The 20135-nt window shown below is 41.8% G+C and carries 13 protein-coding genes; 9 read left to right on the top strand and 4 right to left on the bottom strand.

Going from position 1 to position 20135, the window contains the following annotated elements; genetic code table 11:
- Positions 1-18 precede the first annotated feature (18 nt).
- Complete coding sequence (locus RHM67_RS01125) at positions 19-1635, bottom strand: discoidin domain-containing protein (RefSeq protein WP_322229762.1); 1617 nt, start codon at positions 1633-1635, stop codon at positions 19-21.
- A gap of 67 nt (positions 1636-1702) precedes the next feature.
- Positions 1703-2842, bottom strand: a complete 1140-nt coding sequence (locus RHM67_RS01120; protein WP_322229759.1) for a discoidin domain-containing protein — start codon at positions 2840-2842, stop codon at positions 1703-1705.
- Positions 2843-3183: 341 nt separating this feature from the next.
- Here RHM67_RS01120 and RHM67_RS01115 point away from each other — a divergent pair, with 341 nt between their 5' ends.
- Both RHM67_RS01115 and RHM67_RS01110 read left to right on the top strand, forming a co-directional pair.
- Positions 3184-4410, top strand: a complete 1227-nt coding sequence (locus RHM67_RS01115) for an ROK family transcriptional regulator (protein WP_322229756.1) — start codon at positions 3184-3186, stop codon at positions 4408-4410.
- Between the two features lie 630 nt (positions 4411-5040).
- Positions 5041-5253: a hypothetical protein gene (locus RHM67_RS01110; protein WP_322229753.1), complete on the top strand. Its 213-nt coding sequence runs from the start codon at positions 5041-5043 to the stop codon at positions 5251-5253.
- A gap of 211 nt (positions 5254-5464) precedes the next feature.
- Here RHM67_RS01110 and RHM67_RS01105 read toward each other — a convergent pair whose 3' ends face one another.
- Together RHM67_RS01105 and RHM67_RS01100 are read right to left on the bottom strand one after the other, a co-directional pair.
- Positions 5465-6076 (bottom strand): TIGR04282 family arsenosugar biosynthesis glycosyltransferase, encoded by a 612-nt coding sequence (locus RHM67_RS01105; protein ID WP_322229751.1) that lies wholly within the window; start codon positions 6074-6076, stop codon positions 5465-5467.
- Between the two features lie 102 nt (positions 6077-6178).
- The gene (locus RHM67_RS01100; protein ID WP_322229748.1) at positions 6179-6565 is read right to left on the bottom strand and encodes a DUF3641 domain-containing protein; all 387 of its coding nucleotides are present in this window, start codon (positions 6563-6565) and stop codon (positions 6179-6181) included.
- 203 nt (positions 6566-6768) lie between these two features.
- Between RHM67_RS01100 and RHM67_RS01095 the strand changes: the two genes are divergently transcribed.
- The 7 genes from RHM67_RS01095 to pulA all read left to right on the top strand — a co-directional run bounded on the left by RHM67_RS01095 (position 6769) and on the right by pulA (position 20135).
- Entirely contained in the window at positions 6769-8367 is a 1599-nt protein-coding gene (locus tag RHM67_RS01095; RefSeq protein ID WP_322229746.1) for a DUF6377 domain-containing protein, read from the top strand.
- A gap of 653 nt (positions 8368-9020) precedes the next feature.
- Entirely contained in the window at positions 9021-12032 is a 3012-nt protein-coding gene (locus RHM67_RS01090) for a TonB-dependent receptor (RefSeq protein WP_322229744.1), read from the top strand.
- A gap of 39 nt (positions 12033-12071) precedes the next feature.
- A complete protein-coding gene (locus tag RHM67_RS01085; protein WP_322229742.1) occupies positions 12072-13652 on the top strand; it encodes a RagB/SusD family nutrient uptake outer membrane protein in 1581 nt (526 codons plus the stop codon).
- A gap of 80 nt (positions 13653-13732) precedes the next feature.
- Entirely contained in the window at positions 13733-14794 is a 1062-nt protein-coding gene (locus RHM67_RS01080; RefSeq protein ID WP_322229741.1) for a SusE domain-containing protein, read from the top strand.
- Positions 14795-14898: 104 nt separating this feature from the next.
- A complete protein-coding gene (locus tag RHM67_RS01075) occupies positions 14899-16752 on the top strand; it encodes a glycoside hydrolase family 13 protein (protein WP_322229739.1) in 1854 nt (617 codons plus the stop codon).
- Positions 16749-18155 carry an MFS transporter gene (locus RHM67_RS01070; protein WP_322229738.1) on the top strand — a complete coding sequence of 469 codons (1407 nt, stop codon included), beginning with the start codon at positions 16749-16751 and terminating at the stop codon, positions 18153-18155. The genes RHM67_RS01075 and RHM67_RS01070 overlap by 4 nt, the downstream gene beginning before the upstream one ends.
- Positions 18156-20135, top strand: a complete 1980-nt coding sequence (pulA, locus tag RHM67_RS01065) for a type I pullulanase (RefSeq protein WP_322229735.1) — start codon at positions 18156-18158, stop codon at positions 20133-20135.

The following is a 20135-nucleotide window of genomic DNA, read 5'->3' as shown; positions in this document are numbered from 1 at the left end:
TGCGATACGGCATTATATTTATTTATACACCTCAAACTCCCAAAATGACATTGGATATGGCAATGCGCCTTTGTTAAGTAGTATTTTTACATACCGCGCATTTACCGGAGCAAAAGAGTTGCTTACATCTCCGCCTTTACTTGTACTGGTTGCAAACACAGTAATAAATTTGACGTCATCGGTTGACACTTGTAACGCATAATCGCTTGCGTAGGCACCCTCCCATTTTATATCTACCCGGCTTATATTTTTTATCGCACCAAGGTCAACTTTAAACCACTCGTTATCAGTAGCTAATTTAGTAGACCAACGTGTTCCTAGATTACCATCAACAGACAAGCTCTCGGCATTAAAGCTACTTGATGCAGTGGCTGTTTTATTTAAAGCAAGATTGCCTTTATCGTCAATAGGCGGGTCTGTGGCAACTGGTGTAGGGATAAAAATTGCATTATTGCCCGGGTTCTTTATCTTATCTGCGGCTAGTATTACAAACGCTGCCTCAGCATTATACCAGTAATCTTTCTGCTTACCAGCTTTATTTAGTGCCAGGATATGTTTTATGTATTCGTCAACCCTTGCTTTATCGTTAAGCATAGCAGCGGCATAACATATTACAGCCCAAGGGTATGCACCAGAGTATATTGTGCCGTTAGACCAAGCCGGGTAATTCACATTAAATGTGCTGTACAGCTGGTTTGCGCGTGGGGACAAGGGATCAATAACACCAAATAGCCCAGGATATAGCTGGCAGGTAGCGTCAGCATAAAAATTAGACCATTTGGAAATACTTGCACCGGTGCTGCCATCATCATTCCAGTTATACCTGTTTCCACGCCATAACTGGCTTTCAATAGCACTGGTATTAACATCTAACAAGTTTTGAAAATGTGCGGTTTTTGAACCACCTAATACCTGAACTTGTAGCCAAATCATAGATTTTAGCCCTTCGTTAACTTCAGAATTATCCATGGCATACTTAGCACCATGAACATACGAATCAATCGACAGACCGTCATTATCATCGGGGCTAAATCCAATGGGTATATTATTATCCGAATTATCAATACATTTTTCCATCGCCTGGCCAATTAAGGTAAGTTGCACGGAATACCCTGCTACCCAGGCTTTATCAGCTGGCGATAAAGCGGCCAGTTCTTTAGCTAATGATAAAAATGTAGCAGCGTATGAATCTACCGAGTCATACGTCCCTTTTGTACTTTCTGCGGGGGCGAAGTAATCATATACCGAGCCCGGCACTTCGGGCTTACCAGTTATGGGGTTTACGCTACCGTTAAGTTTGCTCATGTACCATGCCATATACTTTTTTACCGCAGCAACATTATCAGCGGTAGGTTTTTTGAGCAAAGCACGGCAGGATATGTTGGCAAAATATCCGCATATCCTGCTGTTAGGTTCTTGATTATCCTTTAAAGCACCGCTTGGCATTTGGGCGGCAAGTATATATCGCACCTGGTTATTTATTACCGAATCATATATATTTGAGGCAACAGGCACGTCCGGCTTTACAACTGTGCTATCTGTTATAGGGATTTTACCCGGATGCTGTTCTTTTTTACAGGCATTAACGATGCCTATTAAGCTAATTATAATTATTGTAAAGATGCTTTTTTTCATCACGATTGTGTGTTTAATAAAGGCATGCCGCTCTCATGTGCGGCATGCCAAACTAATCTAACTAAATCTATTTTTTATACACTTCAAACTCCCAGAATGACATTGGATAAGGCAACGCACCTTTAATCAGTAATATTTTCACATACCGCGCATCTACCGCAGGGAAACTGTTACTTCCGTCACCACCAGTAAAGGTTGACGTTGAAAACACAGTGGTAAATTTTACATTATCAGTTGAAACCTGTAACGCATAATTGGTGGCGTAGGCACCCTCCCATTTAATATCTACACGGCCAATGTTTTCAACTTTACCAAGATCAACTTTATACCACTCATTTTCAGTAGCTGCCGCTAACGACCATCGGGTTCCTAAATTTCCGTCAATAGAAAGGCTTTCGGCATTAAAGCTTGTTGATGCCGTCGCTGTTTTGTTTAAAGCTAAATTAATCGGCGGCGCATCTGCATATACTTCAAACTCCCAGAACGACATTGGGTAAGGCAATGCGCTTTTGTTTAGTAATATTTTAACATAACGGGCATTTACCGCAGGAAAACTGTTGCTTCCGTCACCACCTGTAAACGTTGAGGTTGCATACACCGTAGTGAAATTTACGTTATCAATTGATACCTGTAGTGCATAATCAGTGGCGTAGGCACCTTCCCATTTTATATCAATTCTATTAATTTTCTTTACTGTAAGCAAATCAACCTTGTACCACTCGTGTTCCGTTGCTGCGGCAATAGACCAGCGTGTGCCAAGATTGCCATCTACTGACAATCCGGGGTCATTAAAGCTTGTTGAAGCTGTTGCTGGTTTATTCAGTGCCAGATTAGGATTCTCAACCACAACTACCGGCGGAATGTAAGTAAAGCCAGTTAGTGCCTTTGTGCCTTTTGCATTTGTTACGCTTACAGTGCCTGTTGAGCCCTCGCCAATAACGGCCGTTATGCTGGTGTTTGAATTCACTTTAAAAGAGGCTGCGGGCTTGTTGCCAAAAGTAACAGCAGTGGCGCTTGTAAAATTCGATCCGCTGATTTCTACAATATCGCCGGTTTTGCCAGTTAACGGCGCAAACGATATGATTTTTGGCACAACCGATACTGTAATTTTTGTGTTAGGGTCATAAGGGTTGGCACCCTCGTTTTTTTTGCATGAACTTGCTATGATAAAACATAACATAATGGTTGATAGTAAAATTTTCCTCATGATTATTAGGCTATTTAATATTTTAACTAATTAAGAACTATTTATTAAAAAATATAATTTAACAGATTCGCCTGTTTTATGATTAAAATCAGGCTAATATTTGCTAATAGAATGCTTTATGTGTATATTATTCTACTAGTGATTGCTCTTACAAGATATTGTGTTGTAATTTAGAAAACACTAAGTAATAAAAAAAATTAATAATAAGCAAATAATAATTAAATTATTTTAATAAGTACTTGTAAAATATCGGCTACTATTAAAAATAGAAGCTCTTTTTTGTAGATTTATATTAATTTTACGTTGTAAAAAGCTTATCGAAGTATAATAAAGTATAACCAATGGGTAAAACATTTTTTGAAGAATTAAATAACGAAAGCGCTACTGGTGTAGCGTATAAAAATCTGAACCTTAAAAAAAGCATTTTAGGTTATTTTGCTAATGTGAGCGATGCTACGATAGCTGATCTGGCTAAAGAGTTAAACATAAGCGTGCCGAAGATGACTGCGCTTTTGAACGACCTTATACAGGATGGTATAGTACAGGATTACGGGAAGGTGGAGTCAAAAAGCGGGCGTAAACCAAACTTATTTGGGTTGCTGCCAGAGTCCGCGTTTTTTATCGGGGTTGATATAAACCAAAGATATATCAATGTAGCACTGTCTGATCTGCAAAAAAATCTGGTTAAAGTTGCCGAAAAGATACCTTATAAGCTGGAGAACAATAAAGAATCGTTAGAAACATTGTGCCAATTGATAAATACCTTTATAAAGGAACTCCCTATACCCAAGGATAAAATACTGGGTATAGGTATCAATATTTCAGGGCGGGTTAATTACGCTACTGGTTACAGCTACAGCTTTTTTAATTTTAGCGAAGAGCCATTAAGCAAGATCATCGAATCAAAGGTTGGCATAAAGGTGTTTTTAGAAAACGATTCGCGCGCTATGGCATTTGGCGAATTTAGTTCAGGCATAGTAAAAGGAGAAAAAGATGTACTATTTCTTAATATAGATTATGGAATAGGGTTGGGAATACTAATAAACGGGCAATTGTATTATGGCAAATCAGGATATTCGGGCGAATTTGGCCATATTCCACTATTTGATAACGAAATACTATGCCACTGCGGCAAAAAAGGCTGCCTCGAAACTGAAGCATCTGGTTGGGCGCTCGCTCGAATGGTTAAACAAAAGATGCAAGAGGGTTCTTCATCAATCCTTTTTGAAGAAAAAGGCGAGGGGGAAGAGATACAAATGGAAGATGTCATAAAGGCTGCCAATAATGATGATGTTCTGGCCATAGAACTAATAGCTGAAATTGGCGGAAATATTGGTCGCGGTATCGCATTACTCATTAATATATTCAATCCTGAGTTAGTTATATTGGGTGGAAGTTTGGCCCAAACCGGCGAGTATATACGCCTTCCCATTAAAAGCGCCATCAATAAATACTCTTTAAGCTTGGTTAATAATGATACTCAACTCAGACTATCACAATTAGGCAAACATGCTGGTATCATAGGGGCTTGTTTGCTTGTGAGAAAGAGATTATTGTCTTTGCATTAAAAGAATTTAATACAAAGACGCTTAAATAGGCTTTCCGTAATGTTTGAGAACTATGAGAACCTTTTGTTGATTATTGAGTATAACTCTTCAATCTCCTCTTTTGTAAGTTTTAGCGTATAGCATGTCATCTGTAATTTGTTTTACAAATAGACACTCTTATACGTCATATTATATTAACTTAACACTAGTGATTAACTGCTCATTAAGAGAGATAATTGGGCACTTCTATATTGCAATGGGCGATATTTGATGTTCTTTGCGCACTGGGAGAGATCCAGACAGTAAGGGTTATTGTAGTATATACTTAGATACGAAGTAATTCAGTAAGTCTCTAAGTTATTTTATTGGAATTTTTTAGCTCAGATTGCTTTGATCAGCGATTTTTTAATTGAAAATCTAAAAAACTTTCTTCGATACTTCGGCCAGTTATTTACCGGTTAAATGATTAAATATAGACTTTTTTTATACCCTCGTATTTTTCCACGTAGCAAACTTATAAGCGTTCGTCTATAAATAATGGCCAAACTCTTATATGATTTTTCTTCGCAATTATTAAAAAACAAGGATGGAACTATCTGTTGCTACCTTGTACAATCCACTAAACGTCAAAAGGTTATTTAAAATTGTATCATGAATAACATAACACCTAATTTTGTAGATAAAACAATTTCGATTAAACGCGCTATTACTATATTAGATAAAAATGGCATCAAGGTTGGTGATAATGGGGCGGTTATTATATTGAATTTTCTCTGCCTTATTGCAAAGACTTCCAATAAACCTGAAAGAGACCGAAAATACGACAGCCTAAAGGGGAAATCGAACTCGAAAAAAATAGGCTAATGCTATATTAAAACCACTTTTGGACCAAGGGGGAGAAAACCAACAAATTTTATCGGTAAATATCGAACTAAATGAGATTTGGTCCTAACCAATTGTGCATCAAATATTTATGGGTATACCAAAAGGAAACAACCATTATCTGGTGTTTCCTTTTGGTAGCCCGTAGGGGAATAATCTCGAACCATTTTCTTAAAGAGATGCTGAACTACCGTTAAACGCGGATTTCGTTTAATTCCAGATCCGCCACCTCATCAACATCGTGCAATCTTTCCGTCAAACTATACGTTAGTTCCAATTGGTTGACTGTAGCTACAGTTTGGTTTGTAACTTGATCTGTACTCCAGGCTTTATCGGTAAACAATTCAGGTACATACCGGTTTGAGCCTAAAAGGTAATACCCACCGTCAAAGGTCGGCCCTATCACTACGTCTTTATCGTTCAGCGTGGCTATCGCTTGTTCAACTATGGTCGTTTGCAACTGATAACAATCGCTGCCAATGATCATTACCCGTTTAAAACCCTGGTCAAATAGTTCTTTAAAAGCATTAGACATCCGTGCGCCCAGATCCTCGCCAAATTGCTGCCTTTTGGTATAGCCGGGGAAAGTCCAGAGATCGTGTTCGATGACCTGATTGGTGTAATAAATAAATTTTCGGCAGTTTAATGGAATAGTGATCTGGCGGGTATGGCTTAATAATAAATTGTAAACAGAAAATGCTTTCTCATCGCCGATAACCTTCGCCAACCGGGTTTTAACTTTACCTAATTCCGGGTGGCGGACAAATATGACAAGCGCGGTATTTAAAGGAGTTATATCATTCATAATTATTCTGTAACTGCACCGCCGCAACTTGAACCGGCACCTGCTGTACACCCGTAGCAATGTTATTTTAAAATGATCTCGCGGTTTTGTAATAAACTCAAATCAAAATCTGCTAAATGCTGCTAAATGCTGCGAAATTGCCGGAGTAATTTTGAGGTCAAGCATTTGGTTGAAATCACAATCGTACAGATAGCCGTCCCATCCAACGGAGATCGTATTGCGGCACATTACATTATTGACAGCGGCAAACTTATACTCTTTTTTCAACGCATCCTGCGATGGTGGCAGAAAAGCACCTGCCGGATTGTAAACCAGGTTTAGCGTTAGCCCGGTATCCACCAATCCGTACCCAACCGCATTCCGCATTTGAAGTGCCTTGATGGAGTCTTCAAAAACGCCGTCGCAACGCTGTTTATCCGTCCTGCCTTGTGTAAAACTGGGTAAGGAGGATACTACTTCTATCCGGTGCAGTTTGAAAAATTCAGGCAAATCGTGGAAACGCTTATTGGCCAATATAATGGTCAGGTTACACCGAACAATAATATGCTTACCTAAAGTTTTAATAAAAATAATCTTGATTTTAAGTTTTCAGCATAATTGCTGCACCATATCGTTATCTTTATTTCGTTTTTTAAAATCCGCATATCTTCGTGCAGATTTATCGTTACCCATTACGCTGGTATTACCTAATTATGAGAGTATTCTTTTTGTTTTTGTTTATTTTATCACCGTTGGTGCTGGCAGCAGAACCCAACACAAGCGACCTTTTCGACGAGTTGAAAGTGGCTTTTGACAAAAAAGGAGATTACGATCATCAAAAAGAAGGACGTATCACTGCCCTAAAAAAAGAACTTAAACAATTGCCCTTATCGGATCTTCAAAACCAATTCGCGGTAGGGAACAAATTATATGACGAGTACAAATCTTACCAATACGATTCTGCTTATGTTTATGCCAACAAACTTTTATCGGTTAGCCAGGCTCTTCATGATAAATCTAAGCAGGATTTCAGCAAAATAAAGATGGGATTTATATTGCTTTCGTCCGGAATGTTTAAAGAAACTTTTGAGAGCATGCACGGTATAAATGTGCAAAGCCTGAATGACTCAGTTAAAGTTGAATACTACTCTATCATAATGAGGGCTTATTATGATCTGGCTACCTACAATAACGATAAGCACTATACCCCGGTTTACACTTCACTCGCAAATAAGTATATCGATTCTGCTATACTCCTAAGTAAGCCGGGTTCGTATGATAACCTTTACCTGTCGGGATATAAAAAATATAAAAACAACTTTAATGACGCTGCCACAGTATTTTTTTACAAACTGCTAAAACTTAAAACGCTCACCGAACATCAGAACGCTATTGTGGAATCTACGCTTAGCAACGTTTTTCAAAACACTTCACAGTCAGATAAAAGTATCGAATTACTGATAAAAGCAACCATAAGCGATATCCGGTCGTCTACAAAGGAAACAGTTGCGCTGTTTTGGCTGGCCGAGATCCTCTACAAAAAAGGAGATATTAAAAATGCTTATATAGCACTGGAGCATGCGCTTGCCGACGCTGAATTTTATGGCGCCAGGCAAAGAAAAGTACAAATCGGGTCGTTACTGCCAATAGTTGCTTCTGAAAAATTGCTTTTTATAGAACGGGAGGAGAAGCTATACATCAGAAGCCTCAGCCTGATTACGGTGCTGACCGCAGCAGTAATTCTGGTATCTATACTTTTATACAAACGCAACAAAAAATTAAAAGCGAAAGAAAAGATAATAGAAAAGGTGAACGAAAAATTGATGGAAGGCACCAAGATAAAAGAAGACTACATCGGTTACTTTTTTAACGTAATATCGGGCTATATCCTTCAATTGGAGCGAATTAAACGATCTATAGACACAAAATTGCCGGCCAAAAAGTATGATGATATCCAATTGATGGGCAATAATATCAATATTAAAAAGGAACGGGAGACATTATTCAATACTTTCGACCAGGTTTTCCTCAAAATCTTCCCCAATTTTGTTGAAGAATTCAATACGCTGTTTAAGAAGGAAAACCAGATTTGGCCCAAAGAGTATGAGGTGCTCACTACTGATCTTCGCATTTTCGCGCTGATGCGAATGGGTATAACTGGTACCGAAGCCATTGCTAAGATATTAGAATACTCCGAAAAAACCATCTACGTTTACAAAATGCGTATTAAAGCCAAAGCAATCATTCATGGCGACGAATTCGATCAGCGCATCATGGCAATTAAAGCGGTCGCTATCGGGGCTAAACCTTAATTTTATCATCAGTTAATCCCGCCTTTGAAAAATTCACACTTATTGTACCTGATACACTAAGCCTATTTTCCAATTCGGTTGTATGTCCGTTATGCCTGTAGCGTCCATTCTCTAGGCGGCTGTTTGGCAGGCTGGGACCGTACAGGCAGAAAACCCAATTTTTGCCTTATTATTTGAAGCGTAAAAGCTTAATAAATGCCCTTAGTGTATCAAAAATCTGCTACATCCGTTAAATTTTTGGACTTTTTTAAATTTTAATTATTTGATTATCAACATTATAAATTTAAATAAAGCGCTATTTCGTTAAATTTTTTATAAATAAATAGTTCGTAAAAGTTCGGCTGCCTTACTTTGTGTATTCGCAGTATCGTCGATCTATTTATACATAGCTCCGCTACAGTGAATTAACCAATTATATTTTTTGTATTGAATTTTTTTTTGTTTGCGCCACGGGCCGGAAACAACCTTAAGCACTGTTGAAGCCGGGACGTTACACGATAAGAGCGTTTTAGCGAGTCGATTTTGAAATTTTCAATGCGGAATCATCAATAATGAATACATTTTAACCTGTACCAATATTGTTTGGGCAGGTTAGGAAAAGAAGCACTTAAAACCAAGCAACACCAATTTACATTATTAACCCAATTAATTAAATGAGAAACAATTACTTAAAAAAGTTCATGCTCCTTTTTGCAGTGCTATTTATATCGCAAGCGATATTAGCACAAACGGGGAGCATCACCGGCAAAGTGGTCGATGAAAATAATCAGCCATTGCCAGGCGCAACCGTGTTGGTAGCAGGCACCACAATTGCCGGTGCAACAGATGTAAACGGCGTTTACAGAATTAACGGTGTAAAAGCCGGCACTTACACCTTAACCGCCAGCTTTATAGGTTACACTACCGATCCAAGATCTGTTACTGTGGGCACCGGCCCTTTATCTGTTAACTTTAACATGCAATCATCATCAAAATCACTAAACGAAATTGTGGTGATCGGGTATGGTACTGTTAAAAAGAAAGATCTTACCGGTTCTGTAACCACCGTAAGTTCAAAAGATTTTCAAACCGGTAATATCACATCCCCCGAGCAATTAATAGCCGGTAAAGTTGCCGGGGTATCAATTACGTCAAACGGCGGTGCACCAGGTGCAGGGAGCACTATCCGCATTAGGGGTGGTGCATCAATCAGCGCCAGTAATGATCCCTTGATAGTGGTGGATGGCGTTCAGTTGAGTAATGATGGTATTGCTGGTGCGCCAAACGCACTTTCGCTGATCAATCCTAACGATATTGAAACCTTTACCGTGCTTAAAGACGCTTCTGCAACAGCTATCTATGGGTCGAGAGCATCTAACGGTGTCATCATCATTACTACAAAAAGAGGCTTGGTAGGCAAACCAGTCATCAACTTAAATACGCAGGTATCAGCAGCTGTATTAACAAAAAAGGTAAGCGTGTTGTCTGCAGACCAGTTACGCGCCTATGTAAAAGCTAACGGTAATGCCACTTTTCAGGGCCTTTTAGGTGCCGAAAATACCGATTGGCAAAAAGAGATTTACAAAACAGCTATCAGTAACGACAATAACCTGAGCATTTCGGGCGGGTTTAAAAATGTTCCTTACCGTATTTCTGTGGGTTACTTAGATCAGAAAGGCATATTGAGAACCGGTTACCTCAACAGGGCATCTGCATCGATAAACCTGTCACCAAAATTATTTGACAATCACTTAAAAATTGATTTGAACGTAAGGGGATCTGCAAGTAAAGCACGCTTTGCTAACCAAGGTGCCATTGGTGCTGCAGTTAGCTTCGACCCTACAAAACCGGTAATATCGGGTAACAGCAATTACGGCGGTTACTTTGAATACCTGGATAGTGACCCGTCATCGGCAACTGGCCTAAAGCAACTTGCACCGCGTAATCCCGTAGGCTTATTAGAGGAGCGCGAAGATAAAAGCGATGTAAAAAGAAGTATCGGTAACTTGCAACTCGATTATAAATTGCACTTCCTGCCGGATCTGCACGCCAATGTTAATTTTGGTTACGATGCATCCGAAGGTAAGGGCACTATCGTACAGCCTGATTATGCTGCATCAAGCTTCAGGCGGTATAAAGACGCCAACAATGTATTGCATAGCGGTGTAAATAACCAGTATGACAACAAAGTGCTGAACACTACATTTGAAGGTTACTTAAATTATGTAAAAGAAGTTAAAGCGATAGATACACGTATTGATGCGGTTGCCGGTTATGCGTACTACGATTACAAAACAACCGTAACTAATTATCCCGACCTCACAACGGATGGAACGGTGGTATCAAACCCTACGTATCCTTTTGATATTCCGAGAAACAGGCTTTTGTCGTACTATGGTCGCCTCAACTTAACCATTTCCAATAAGTATTTACTTACCGGTACCGTCCGCCGCGACGGGTCTTCAAGGTTCAGTCCGCTTAACCGCTATGCAGTATTCCCATCGGGTGCTCTAGCCTGGAAGATTAAGGAAGAATCTTTCTTAAAAGATAATACCGTATTATCTGATCTTAAATTACGGGTTGGTTATGGTTTGACCGGCCAGCAGGATGGCTTGTCTAATTACGCTTATACCTCGTATTATTCGCTAAGTTCTCAGACGGCCTCTTACCAGTTTGGTAACGCTTTTTACCAGTTATACCGCCCGGTTGCTTACGATCCTAAACGTAAGTGGGAGCAAAGCGCAACCACCAACGCCGGTATAGATTTTGGGTTCTTGAACGGCCGTTTAACAGGTAGCATCGATGCTTATTATAAGGAGACCAAAGATCTTTTAGCTCCGGTTAACGTGCCCGCAGGTGGCGGCTTTTCTAATACTTTTGTCACAAACGTAGGCACCATGACCAATAAGGGTATTGAGATATCGTTAAACGCCCAGCTAATTAAAAGCGCAGACGTAACCTGGGATGTTTCTTTAAACGCTACCTACAATCAAAACAAGATTACTAAACTTACCTTTGTAAATGACCCTAATAGTACAGGCTTGTCTACAGGTGGTGTATCGGGCGGAACAGGCTCGAGCGTACAGCGTTTTATCGTTGGTCAACCTCGTGGTGTTTACTATGTTTACCAACAAGTTTACGGCACAGATGGCAAACCTCTTGATAACGTTTATGTAGACAGGAACAATGATGGCTCTATTAATGACAAAGATCTTTATCTGTACAAACAGTCCGATCCAAAATACATTTTTGGTTTTTCCAGCAACGTTACCTACAAAAAATTCAATCTAAGCGTAGTGATGCGTGCTAATTTAGGTAATTATGCCTACAACAATGTGTTTTCCAGCACCGGTGTACAGCGCAGTATCCTCAACCCGCTCGGTTATCTAAATAATGGTTCAACCAACGTACTCGAAAGCGGTTTGATAGGTGGTAATGATAAAAATGTTTTATCTGACTACTATGTGCAAAATGCTTCATTCTTAAAAATGGATAACGCAAGCCTTGGTTATAACTTTGGCAAACTATTCGGTGGTTCTACCCAGCTTAGCCTTAGCGGTAACGTACAAAACGTATTTACTATCACTAAATATAAAGGCGTAGACCCGGAGGTGAATGGCGGCATCGACAACAATATTTATCCGCGCCCGCGTACTTACGTACTTGGCTTAAATCTGAAATTTTAAATCATTCGTATAGTAACATAAACAGCTAAAATAAGCGATATGAAAAAGAACTTTATTAAAGCATTTGTAATAATAATGCTGACCGGCAGTTTGGTTTCCTGTAATAAGAAACTTGATTTACTGCCAACAAATGACATCACCTCGGCTACCGTATATACCAGTGCCGAAGGTTACAAGCAAGTTTTTGCAAAAGTTTATGGCTCCTTTGCCTTAACTGGCAACCAGGGCCCAGCTGGCAATGGTGATGTGCAAGGGATTGATGAGGGTACTTCTGATTTTTTGCGCCTGTTTTGGAAGTCGCAAGAATTGAGTACAGACGAAGCCGTAATTGCATGGGGCGACGTAGGTATCCAGGATTTCCATAATATGAACTGGTCTCCGGCGAACCCTTTTTTAAAGGGTTTATATTACCGCAGTTTATACCAAATTACGCTGGCTAATGAATTCATCAGGCAGTCTGCCGATGGCCAATTGAGCAGTCGTGGTATTTCCGGGGCCGATGCCGATAAAATCCGCCAGTTTCGCGCAGAAGCAAGGTTTTTACGGGCGTTCCAATATTGGGTACTACTTGATGCTTATGGCAGCACACCGTTGGTTACAGAGACCGACCTTATTGGTGTAACTGTACCAAAACAGGTAGACCGTAAAACACTGTTTAACTATGTTGAATCAGAATTGAAAGCTATCGAGCCAGGTTTAGCAGCTCCGAGGGCTAATGAGTATGGCCGTGCAGATCAGGCTGCTGAATGGGCATTGTTGGCTAGGTTATATCTAAACGCCGAGGTTTATACAGGTACCAAAAGATATGACGATGCTATCACCTATTCTAAAAAAGTTATCGGCGCAGGTTACTCGTTGGTAAGCAATTATAAATGGATAATGCTTGCTGATAACCAGCAAAATACCAGTGAAAACATTTTCACTATCAACTATGATGGTTTACGTACACAAAGCTACGGCGGTACCACGTTTTTAACCCATGCGCCGGTTGGCGGTTCCGAATCTGCCAGCAATTTTGGTATCAGCGGTGGCTGGAGCGGTGCGCGTACCACTAAGAACCTTCCTAATCTTTTCCCTGATTATACCGGATCGGCAGATAAGCGCGCTCAGTTCTATACAAATGGGCAAAATCTGGAAATTAAGGATCAAAGTGCCTTTACAGATGGTTTTGCAGTTACCAAATACCGCAATGTAGACCGCAACGGTGTACCCGGCAAGAGCCTTGATTATGCTGATGTTGATTTTCCGATATTCCGCTTATCAGAAATGTACCTTATTTACGCAGAGTCGGTATTACGCGGCGGTGCCGGCGGCGATTTAATTACTGCCACAACGTATATCAACAATATTCGTACCCGCGCTTATGGTAATGTCAGCGGTAATGTTGCTGGTATTACACTTGATTTTATCTTAGACGAAAGGGCGCGCGAGTTATACTGGGAAGGTTTCCGCCGTACCGATTTGGTGCGTTATGGCAGGTTCACTACAGCGGCGTACCTGTGGCCATTTAAGGGTGGCGTTGCAAATGGCAAGGGCGTGGAAGATTTCAGGAATATTTACCCAATCCCGACTGACGATATCACGGCTAACCCTACATTAAAGCAAAATCCAGGGTATTAAAACATACAGGCAGGCCCGTTTATGCGTACCTGCCTGTATCTTATTTATAAATATGTATCTATTTTTTAAAAATATAAAATATGAAAAACTTTATGACCAAATTTTTAGCATTTAGCTGCCTCGCCTTGCTGGTATTGGCATCATGCAAAAAGGACGAAGTGCGTACGGTTGCCCAGCCTGCTACTGGCGGTGCTTTAACGGCGTCAACCACCACGCCGACATTGTCAAAATCTAACTTAATGGAAACCGCTATTACGGTTACAGCTACTGCGCAAAATTACGGCTATACCTCGGCGGCCACTAATTCCCTGCAAATAGCTGTGAAAGGTACGGCTTTTGCTTCGCCAACGGAGGTAGCCCTGGCAACAGGAGCGCTTAGCAAAAGCTATACCGTTAAGGATTTCAATAACCTGCTGTTATCTTTAAATTTGCCAAGCGGTAAGCCTGCGCAATTAGAAATGCGCGTGAAATCATCACTAAGTGCAACAGCTACCGAAGGTACGGTCTACTCAAACGTGGTCACTGTAACCGCTACACCGTTTGCCTTGGTATCTTACATTTATGTACCCGGTGCTTACCAGGGCTGGAACCCGCCAACTGCCGATAGCTTGCAGTCTGCAAACGGTAACGGCGTTTATACCGGGATTATCAATTTCACACCGGGTAACCTTGAATTTAAAATAACTCCGCAAAAGAAATGGGATGTAGCCTATGGTGACGCAGGAGGGGGTAAAGTAAGTACATCGGGAGCTAACTTTGCGTCGCCTAGCGCAGGCCAGTACCAGGTTACTGTCGACCTGAACGCAAATACCTACACTATAGAGCCTGTTGCTGTATATTACAGTATAATAGGCGATGCTACGGCAGGTGGCTGGGGCAGCGATACTGATATGAAATACAATAACGGAACCAACATCTGGGAAATTACGGCTTCATTGGCTTCTACAGGTCAATTCAAAGTAAGGAAAAATCATGATTGGGGAATTAGCTACGGTGTGCCAAAAGCGGGTGCAGATGGCGCTACTTTATCCAAAAGTGATGCAGATAACATTTCGGTTGCAAGTACAGGCACCTACAAGTTTACGTTTGTACTTAAAGGTGCTGATGATGCTAAGGCGGAATATACTTTAGTTAAACAATAACCTTAAATAATGGTCGGCCTGCTATGACGCGCGCCGACCATTATTTGCAATCCTGCTTATTTTGCCGCGCATCCAATCAACCGCGACAAGCAATTATTTCACCTATGAGATTAAGGTTACATTTAACACTGGGCTTCGTACTGCTTTCGAGTTGTCTGCTGGCGCAAATTCCTGCGCTGGAACGCATAGAACCTTCCTTTTGGTGGGTGGGTTTTCACAACCCAAAAGTGCAGTTGATTATACACGGCGATAAAATTGCAGGTAGCATAGTCAGTTTGAAATACCCCGGGGTAAAGCTTTCCGCTGTACACAAGGTAGAGAACAGCAATTATTTGTTTCTCGATCTTACCATCGCCGCCGAAACCCGTCCCGGCAAATTTCCTATTACTTTTATACAGGCAGGAAAAAAAGACCTGATTTATAACTACGAGCTTAAACAGCGTAATAAAAGTACTCATTGGGCACAAGGCGTAACCAATAAGGATCTTATTTACTTGTTGATGCCCGATCGCTTTGCCAACGGCGACCCATCCAATGATGTGGCGCCGGGCATGCAGGAAACAGGCTTACACCGCGATTCTATGTATTCGCGCCATGGCGGCGATATTCAAGGTTTGATCAATCATCTGGGCTATTTGAAAGATTTAGGTGTAACGGCCATTTGGATGACACCGGAGATTGAGAACGACGAGCCGCGTGCTTCCTATCATGGTTACGCGGTAACCGATTATTATAAGATTGACCGCCGTTACGGTACCAACGATTTGTTTAAAACTTATGTAGCTAAAAGCCACGAGAAGGGCCTAAAGGTAATCAAAGACCTGGTGCACAATCATATTGGTACCGAAAGCTGGCTGATACAGGATATGCCGATGAAAAGCTGGGTACATCAGTGGCCAAATTACACCAACTCTAACTTTCGCGACGCTGCGGTAATGGACCCGCACGGAGCCGCTGCAGATAAAAAGCAAATGCTGGATGGCTGGTTCGACAGGCGCATGGCCGACGTGAACCAAAACAACCCCTACGTACAAAATTACCTTACCCAAAACCATATTTGGTGGATAGAGTACGCCGGGATTGACGGACTTCGTTTGGATACTTATCCTTATAATGATGCCGCTTATATGGCGGACTGGGCGAAGAAACTGAAAGCGGAGTTTCCGCACTTGTCCATATTTGGCGAAACGCTGGTATGGTCGGTGGCCAACCAGGCTTACTTTACGCAAGGCAATACCGTGAACCGGGGCTTTGATACCCAACTGCCGGGCATTACCGACGCACAAATTAAAGATGCCATTATCGAAGCACTGAATGGTAAAGAAGGCTGGACTGACGGCGTATACAGGCTTTATAATATTGTAGCGCAAGATTTTATGTACCAGGATGCAACCCGCAATACCATCTTTTTGGATAACCACGATATGAGCCGTTTCTTTTCGGTAGTAAATGAAGATATTACCAAGTTTAAATCGGGTATGGCCTTACTGCTTACAATGCGTGGCGTACCACAAATTTATTATGGTGATGAGATATTGATGAAGGGTTACTCTAATCCTGATGGCCTGGTTCGTGAGGACTTCTCCGGTGGTTTTGAAGGGGATAAAAAGGATAAATTTACCGCAGAAGGCCGTGATAGTAGCGAGAATGACGCGTTTAATTATGTGCGCACCCTAGCTAATTACCGCAAAAATACCACGGCACTGCAAACCGGGAAATTAATGCAGTACATTCCGCGTAGCGGTATCTATACTTACTTCCGTTATGATACTAAAAACACGGTAATGGTTTCTTATAACGGTAACGATAAAGAAGCAGTATTGAACACCGGTTTTTTTAACGAACGTATGGCCGGGTTTAATAGCGGCACCAATATTATAACAAAAGTAAAAATAGGTAACTTAAATCAATTAACTATACCTGCAAAAACAACATTAATTATTGAATTAAGCAAATGACAGCTTTAAAAGAACCTATTAAAGAACAACCTGCATCGAAAACGCGTAAGGTTGCTGAGCGCCCAAAACTAACTTTTTGGCAGATCTTCAACATGAGCTTTGGCTTTTTAGGAATCCAGTTTGGGTTTGCGCTGCAAAACGGTAACGCATCGCGCATACTGCAAAGTTTTGGTGCCGATGTAGAACACCTCTCTCTCTTTTGGCTCGCAGCGCCCATCACAGGTATTATCGTTCAGCCCATCATTGGCCATTACAGCGATCGTACCTGGAACCGTTTAGGTAGGCGCAAACCTTATTTTTTGGTAGGCGGGGTCTTATCTGCTTTGGCATTGTTGTTTATGCCAAACGCCGGGCTGATTATGTTTTTGCCTCCGGTGATGGTAGGCGCGGGTATCCTGATGATCATGGATGCTTCTTTTAACGTAGCGATGGAACCCTTCCGTGCGTTGATAGGGGATAATTTGCCGGATAGCCAACGCAGCCTGGGCTTTTCGGTACAAACATTTTTAATTGGCATTGGCGCCGTTACAGGCTCTGTACTGCCTTGGGCCATTAGTCATTTTACGGGTATCAAAACGGCCGAAGCAGGTCACGTGCAGCAAAACGTAATTTATTCGTTTTACGTTGGCGCTGTTGTAATGTTGGTCTGTTTGCTTTGGTCGGTTATCCGCACTAAAGAATATTCCCCTGCGGAGTATGCCAAATTTCATCTCGAAGAAGACGAACAAGAACAGAGGAATGGTTTAAGAGAGATATTTAAAGATTTTAAAAATATGCCAATGGCTATGCGCCAGTTGGGCCTGGTGCAGTTTTTTTCGTGGTTTGCCCTATTCTCTATGTGGGTATTTGCATCACCTGCAATAGCATCGCATGTTTTTCATGTCGATCTTAAGGACTCCACATCGGTAAAAGCCGCAAAAGCCGGCGATTGGGTCGCGCTTATGTTTGGTGTTTACAATGGCGTGTCTGCGCTTTATGCACTTTGCCTGCCCGCTATTGCCAGGGCAACCAGCCGCAAGCTGGCGCACTCGTTTTCGCTGATTGCAGGTGGTGTAGGGCTTATTTCTATTTTTTTTGTAACGAATCCCAATATGCTCATTATAAGCATGGTTGGGATCGGCCTGGCATGGGCAAGCATACTTTCAATGCCTTATGCTATAGTTTCCGGATCAATCCCCGCTAAAAAAATGGGCGTTTACATGGGCATTTTCAACTTTTTCATCACCTTCCCGCAGATCATTAACGGATTTTTCGGTGGATGGATAGTGAAAAATATTTTTGGAGGGCAAGCCATTTACGCATTGGTAATAGCGGGCATCTTTATGCTTTGCGCGGCAGTATCTGTCATTTACGTGCAGGATAACAAAGATTTGAAGTACGCTAAATTCAAAAACGAGGATTAGATGAAGTTACCCAAGTTTTACGGAGCAATACTCTTGCTAACGATTGCCCTTACATCCTTTAAACCGGCCGATGTAGTTTACCCGGTTTATACCGGCACTGATCTCGGCGTAACATATTCGCCAAAAAAAACAACTTTCAAGGTCTGGGCACCTGCGGCATCATCTGTAAAATTGCGCTTGTATGCAGCAGGCCTAGGCGGGGAACCACTGCAAGCCATTGATCTGGAAAAAAAAGATCACGGAACGTGGGCAACCAGCGTGATTAAAAACATCAAGAACCGCTATTACACTTTCCAGGTTATGCAAAACGGTAAATGGCTGCTGGAAGTGCCCGATATGTATGCAAAAGCGGTGGGTGTCAACGGCAAGCGCGGTATGGTAGTTAACCTGTCCGAAACCAACCCTACTGGCTGGGCTATTGATAAAAAGCCTGCACTGAAGAATTTTACCGACATTGTTTTGTACGAAACGCATGTACGCGATATTTCTGTCGATCCCAACTCCGGCATTAAACACAAAGGAAAATTTTTGGGCCTTGCCGAGTTCGGGACAAAAAGCCCCGATGGATTATTTACAGGGTTAAGTCATATAAAAGAACTGGGTATAACCCATGTGCACCTGCTACCTTCTTTTGATTTCGCAACGGTCGACGAAACTAAACCGTCAAACGGGCAGTACAACTGGGGCTACGACCCACAGAACTATAATGTACCGGAGGGAAGCTACGCGACCGATGCTTACAATGGCAACGTGCGTATCCGCGAATTTAAGCAGATGGTAAAAGCCATGCATGCAAACGGATTGCGCGTAGTGTTGGATGTGGTTTATAACCATACCAACGATACAGAGCACTCGGTATTTAACCAGTTTGCTCCTGGATACTTTTATAGGAAAACAGCGAACGGGCAGTACTCAAACGGTACGGGATGCGGGAACGAAACTGCATCTGAAAAGCCAATGATGCGTAAATTCATGATCGAGTCGGTGCTGTACTGGGCGAAAGAATATCATTTAGATGGCTTCCGGTTTGATTTGATGGGGGTGCATGATATCGCTACCATGAATGCCCTAAGCGATGGCCTACACAAATATGATCCAACGATATTTATTTACGGCGAAGGTTGGACTGCTGGTGACAGCGTTTTACCGGATAGCCTGCGCGCTACTAAGGCCCACGTTTCCCAATTGCATCAAATTGCCGCCTTTGGCGATGACATGCGCGACGGTTTAAAAGGTGGTTTTAGCGATGTGAAATCTAAAGGTTTCGTAAGCGCCCAGCCGGGCACTGCCGAAAGTGTGAAGTTTGGTATAGCAGGGGCTGTACAGCATCCGCAAATCAATTACCGGGAGGTGAATTACTCGAAGGCTCCCTGGGCGCCACAACCGGGCCAGGTTATAAGTTACGCTTCTTGTCATGACGACAATACCTTGTTCGACCGCTTAAAAATCGCGAACCCGGATGCCAGCGAAGCGGAGATTATCAAAATGGATAAGCTGACCAATACGGCAGTGCTTACCGCACAGGGCGTTGCGTTTTTACATTCCGGTGCAGAATTTTTGCGGACAAAGAAAGGCATTGCCAATTCCTTTAAATCACCTGATAGTATTAATCGGATCGATTGGCATCGCAAAGCGCAATACAAAGGCGTTTATGATTATTATAAAGGATTAATTTCCCTGCGCAAAAGCCATCCGGCTTTCCGGATGCCGACAGCGGATATGATCCAACAGCATCTTGTTTTCAAAAATACAGGTATCGAAGGCCTTATTGCCTACACCCTAAATGGTAACGCCAACGGGGATTCGTGGAAAACAATTATGGTTATCCTCAATGGCAGTACTGCTCCGCAATCACTAACGCTGCCCGCAGGTATCTGGACAATGGTTGCCAATGGCTACAGAGTTAGCCGGCAAGGCATTGCTAAGGCAAATAACAGTGTTACTTTACCGGCTACAACTGCATATATTTTATATCAATAA

This window comes from Mucilaginibacter sp. 5C4, assembly GCF_034345625.1.
Lineage (GTDB): Bacteria > Bacteroidota > Bacteroidia > Sphingobacteriales > Sphingobacteriaceae > Mucilaginibacter > Mucilaginibacter aurantiaciroseus.
Note: the sequence above shows the minus strand (reverse complement) of the source record. Positions and strands in the feature narration are given on the sequence as shown.

Coding starts and splice junctions, on each gene's coding strand:
- RHM67_RS01125 (WP_322229762.1), bottom strand. CDS start 1,635: ATGAAAAAAAGCATCTTTACAATAATTATAATTAGCTTAATAGGCATC.
- RHM67_RS01120 (WP_322229759.1), bottom strand. CDS start 2,842: ATGAGGAAAATTTTACTATCAACCATTATGTTATGTTTTATCATAGCA.
- RHM67_RS01115 (WP_322229756.1), top strand. CDS start 3,184: ATGGGTAAAACATTTTTTGAAGAATTAAATAACGAAAGCGCTACTGGT.
- RHM67_RS01110 (WP_322229753.1), top strand. CDS start 5,041: ATGAATAACATAACACCTAATTTTGTAGATAAAACAATTTCGATTAAA.
- RHM67_RS01105 (WP_322229751.1), bottom strand. CDS start 6,076: ATGAATGATATAACTCCTTTAAATACCGCGCTTGTCATATTTGTCCGC.
- RHM67_RS01095 (WP_322229746.1), top strand. CDS start 6,769: ATGAGAGTATTCTTTTTGTTTTTGTTTATTTTATCACCGTTGGTGCTG.
- RHM67_RS01090 (WP_322229744.1), top strand. CDS start 9,021: ATGAGAAACAATTACTTAAAAAAGTTCATGCTCCTTTTTGCAGTGCTA.
- RHM67_RS01085 (WP_322229742.1), top strand. CDS start 12,072: ATGAAAAAGAACTTTATTAAAGCATTTGTAATAATAATGCTGACCGGC.
- RHM67_RS01080 (WP_322229741.1), top strand. CDS start 13,733: ATGAAAAACTTTATGACCAAATTTTTAGCATTTAGCTGCCTCGCCTTG.
- RHM67_RS01075 (WP_322229739.1), top strand. CDS start 14,899: ATGAGATTAAGGTTACATTTAACACTGGGCTTCGTACTGCTTTCGAGT.
- RHM67_RS01070 (WP_322229738.1), top strand. CDS start 16,749: ATGACAGCTTTAAAAGAACCTATTAAAGAACAACCTGCATCGAAAACG.
- pulA (WP_322229735.1), top strand. CDS start 18,156: ATGAAGTTACCCAAGTTTTACGGAGCAATACTCTTGCTAACGATTGCC.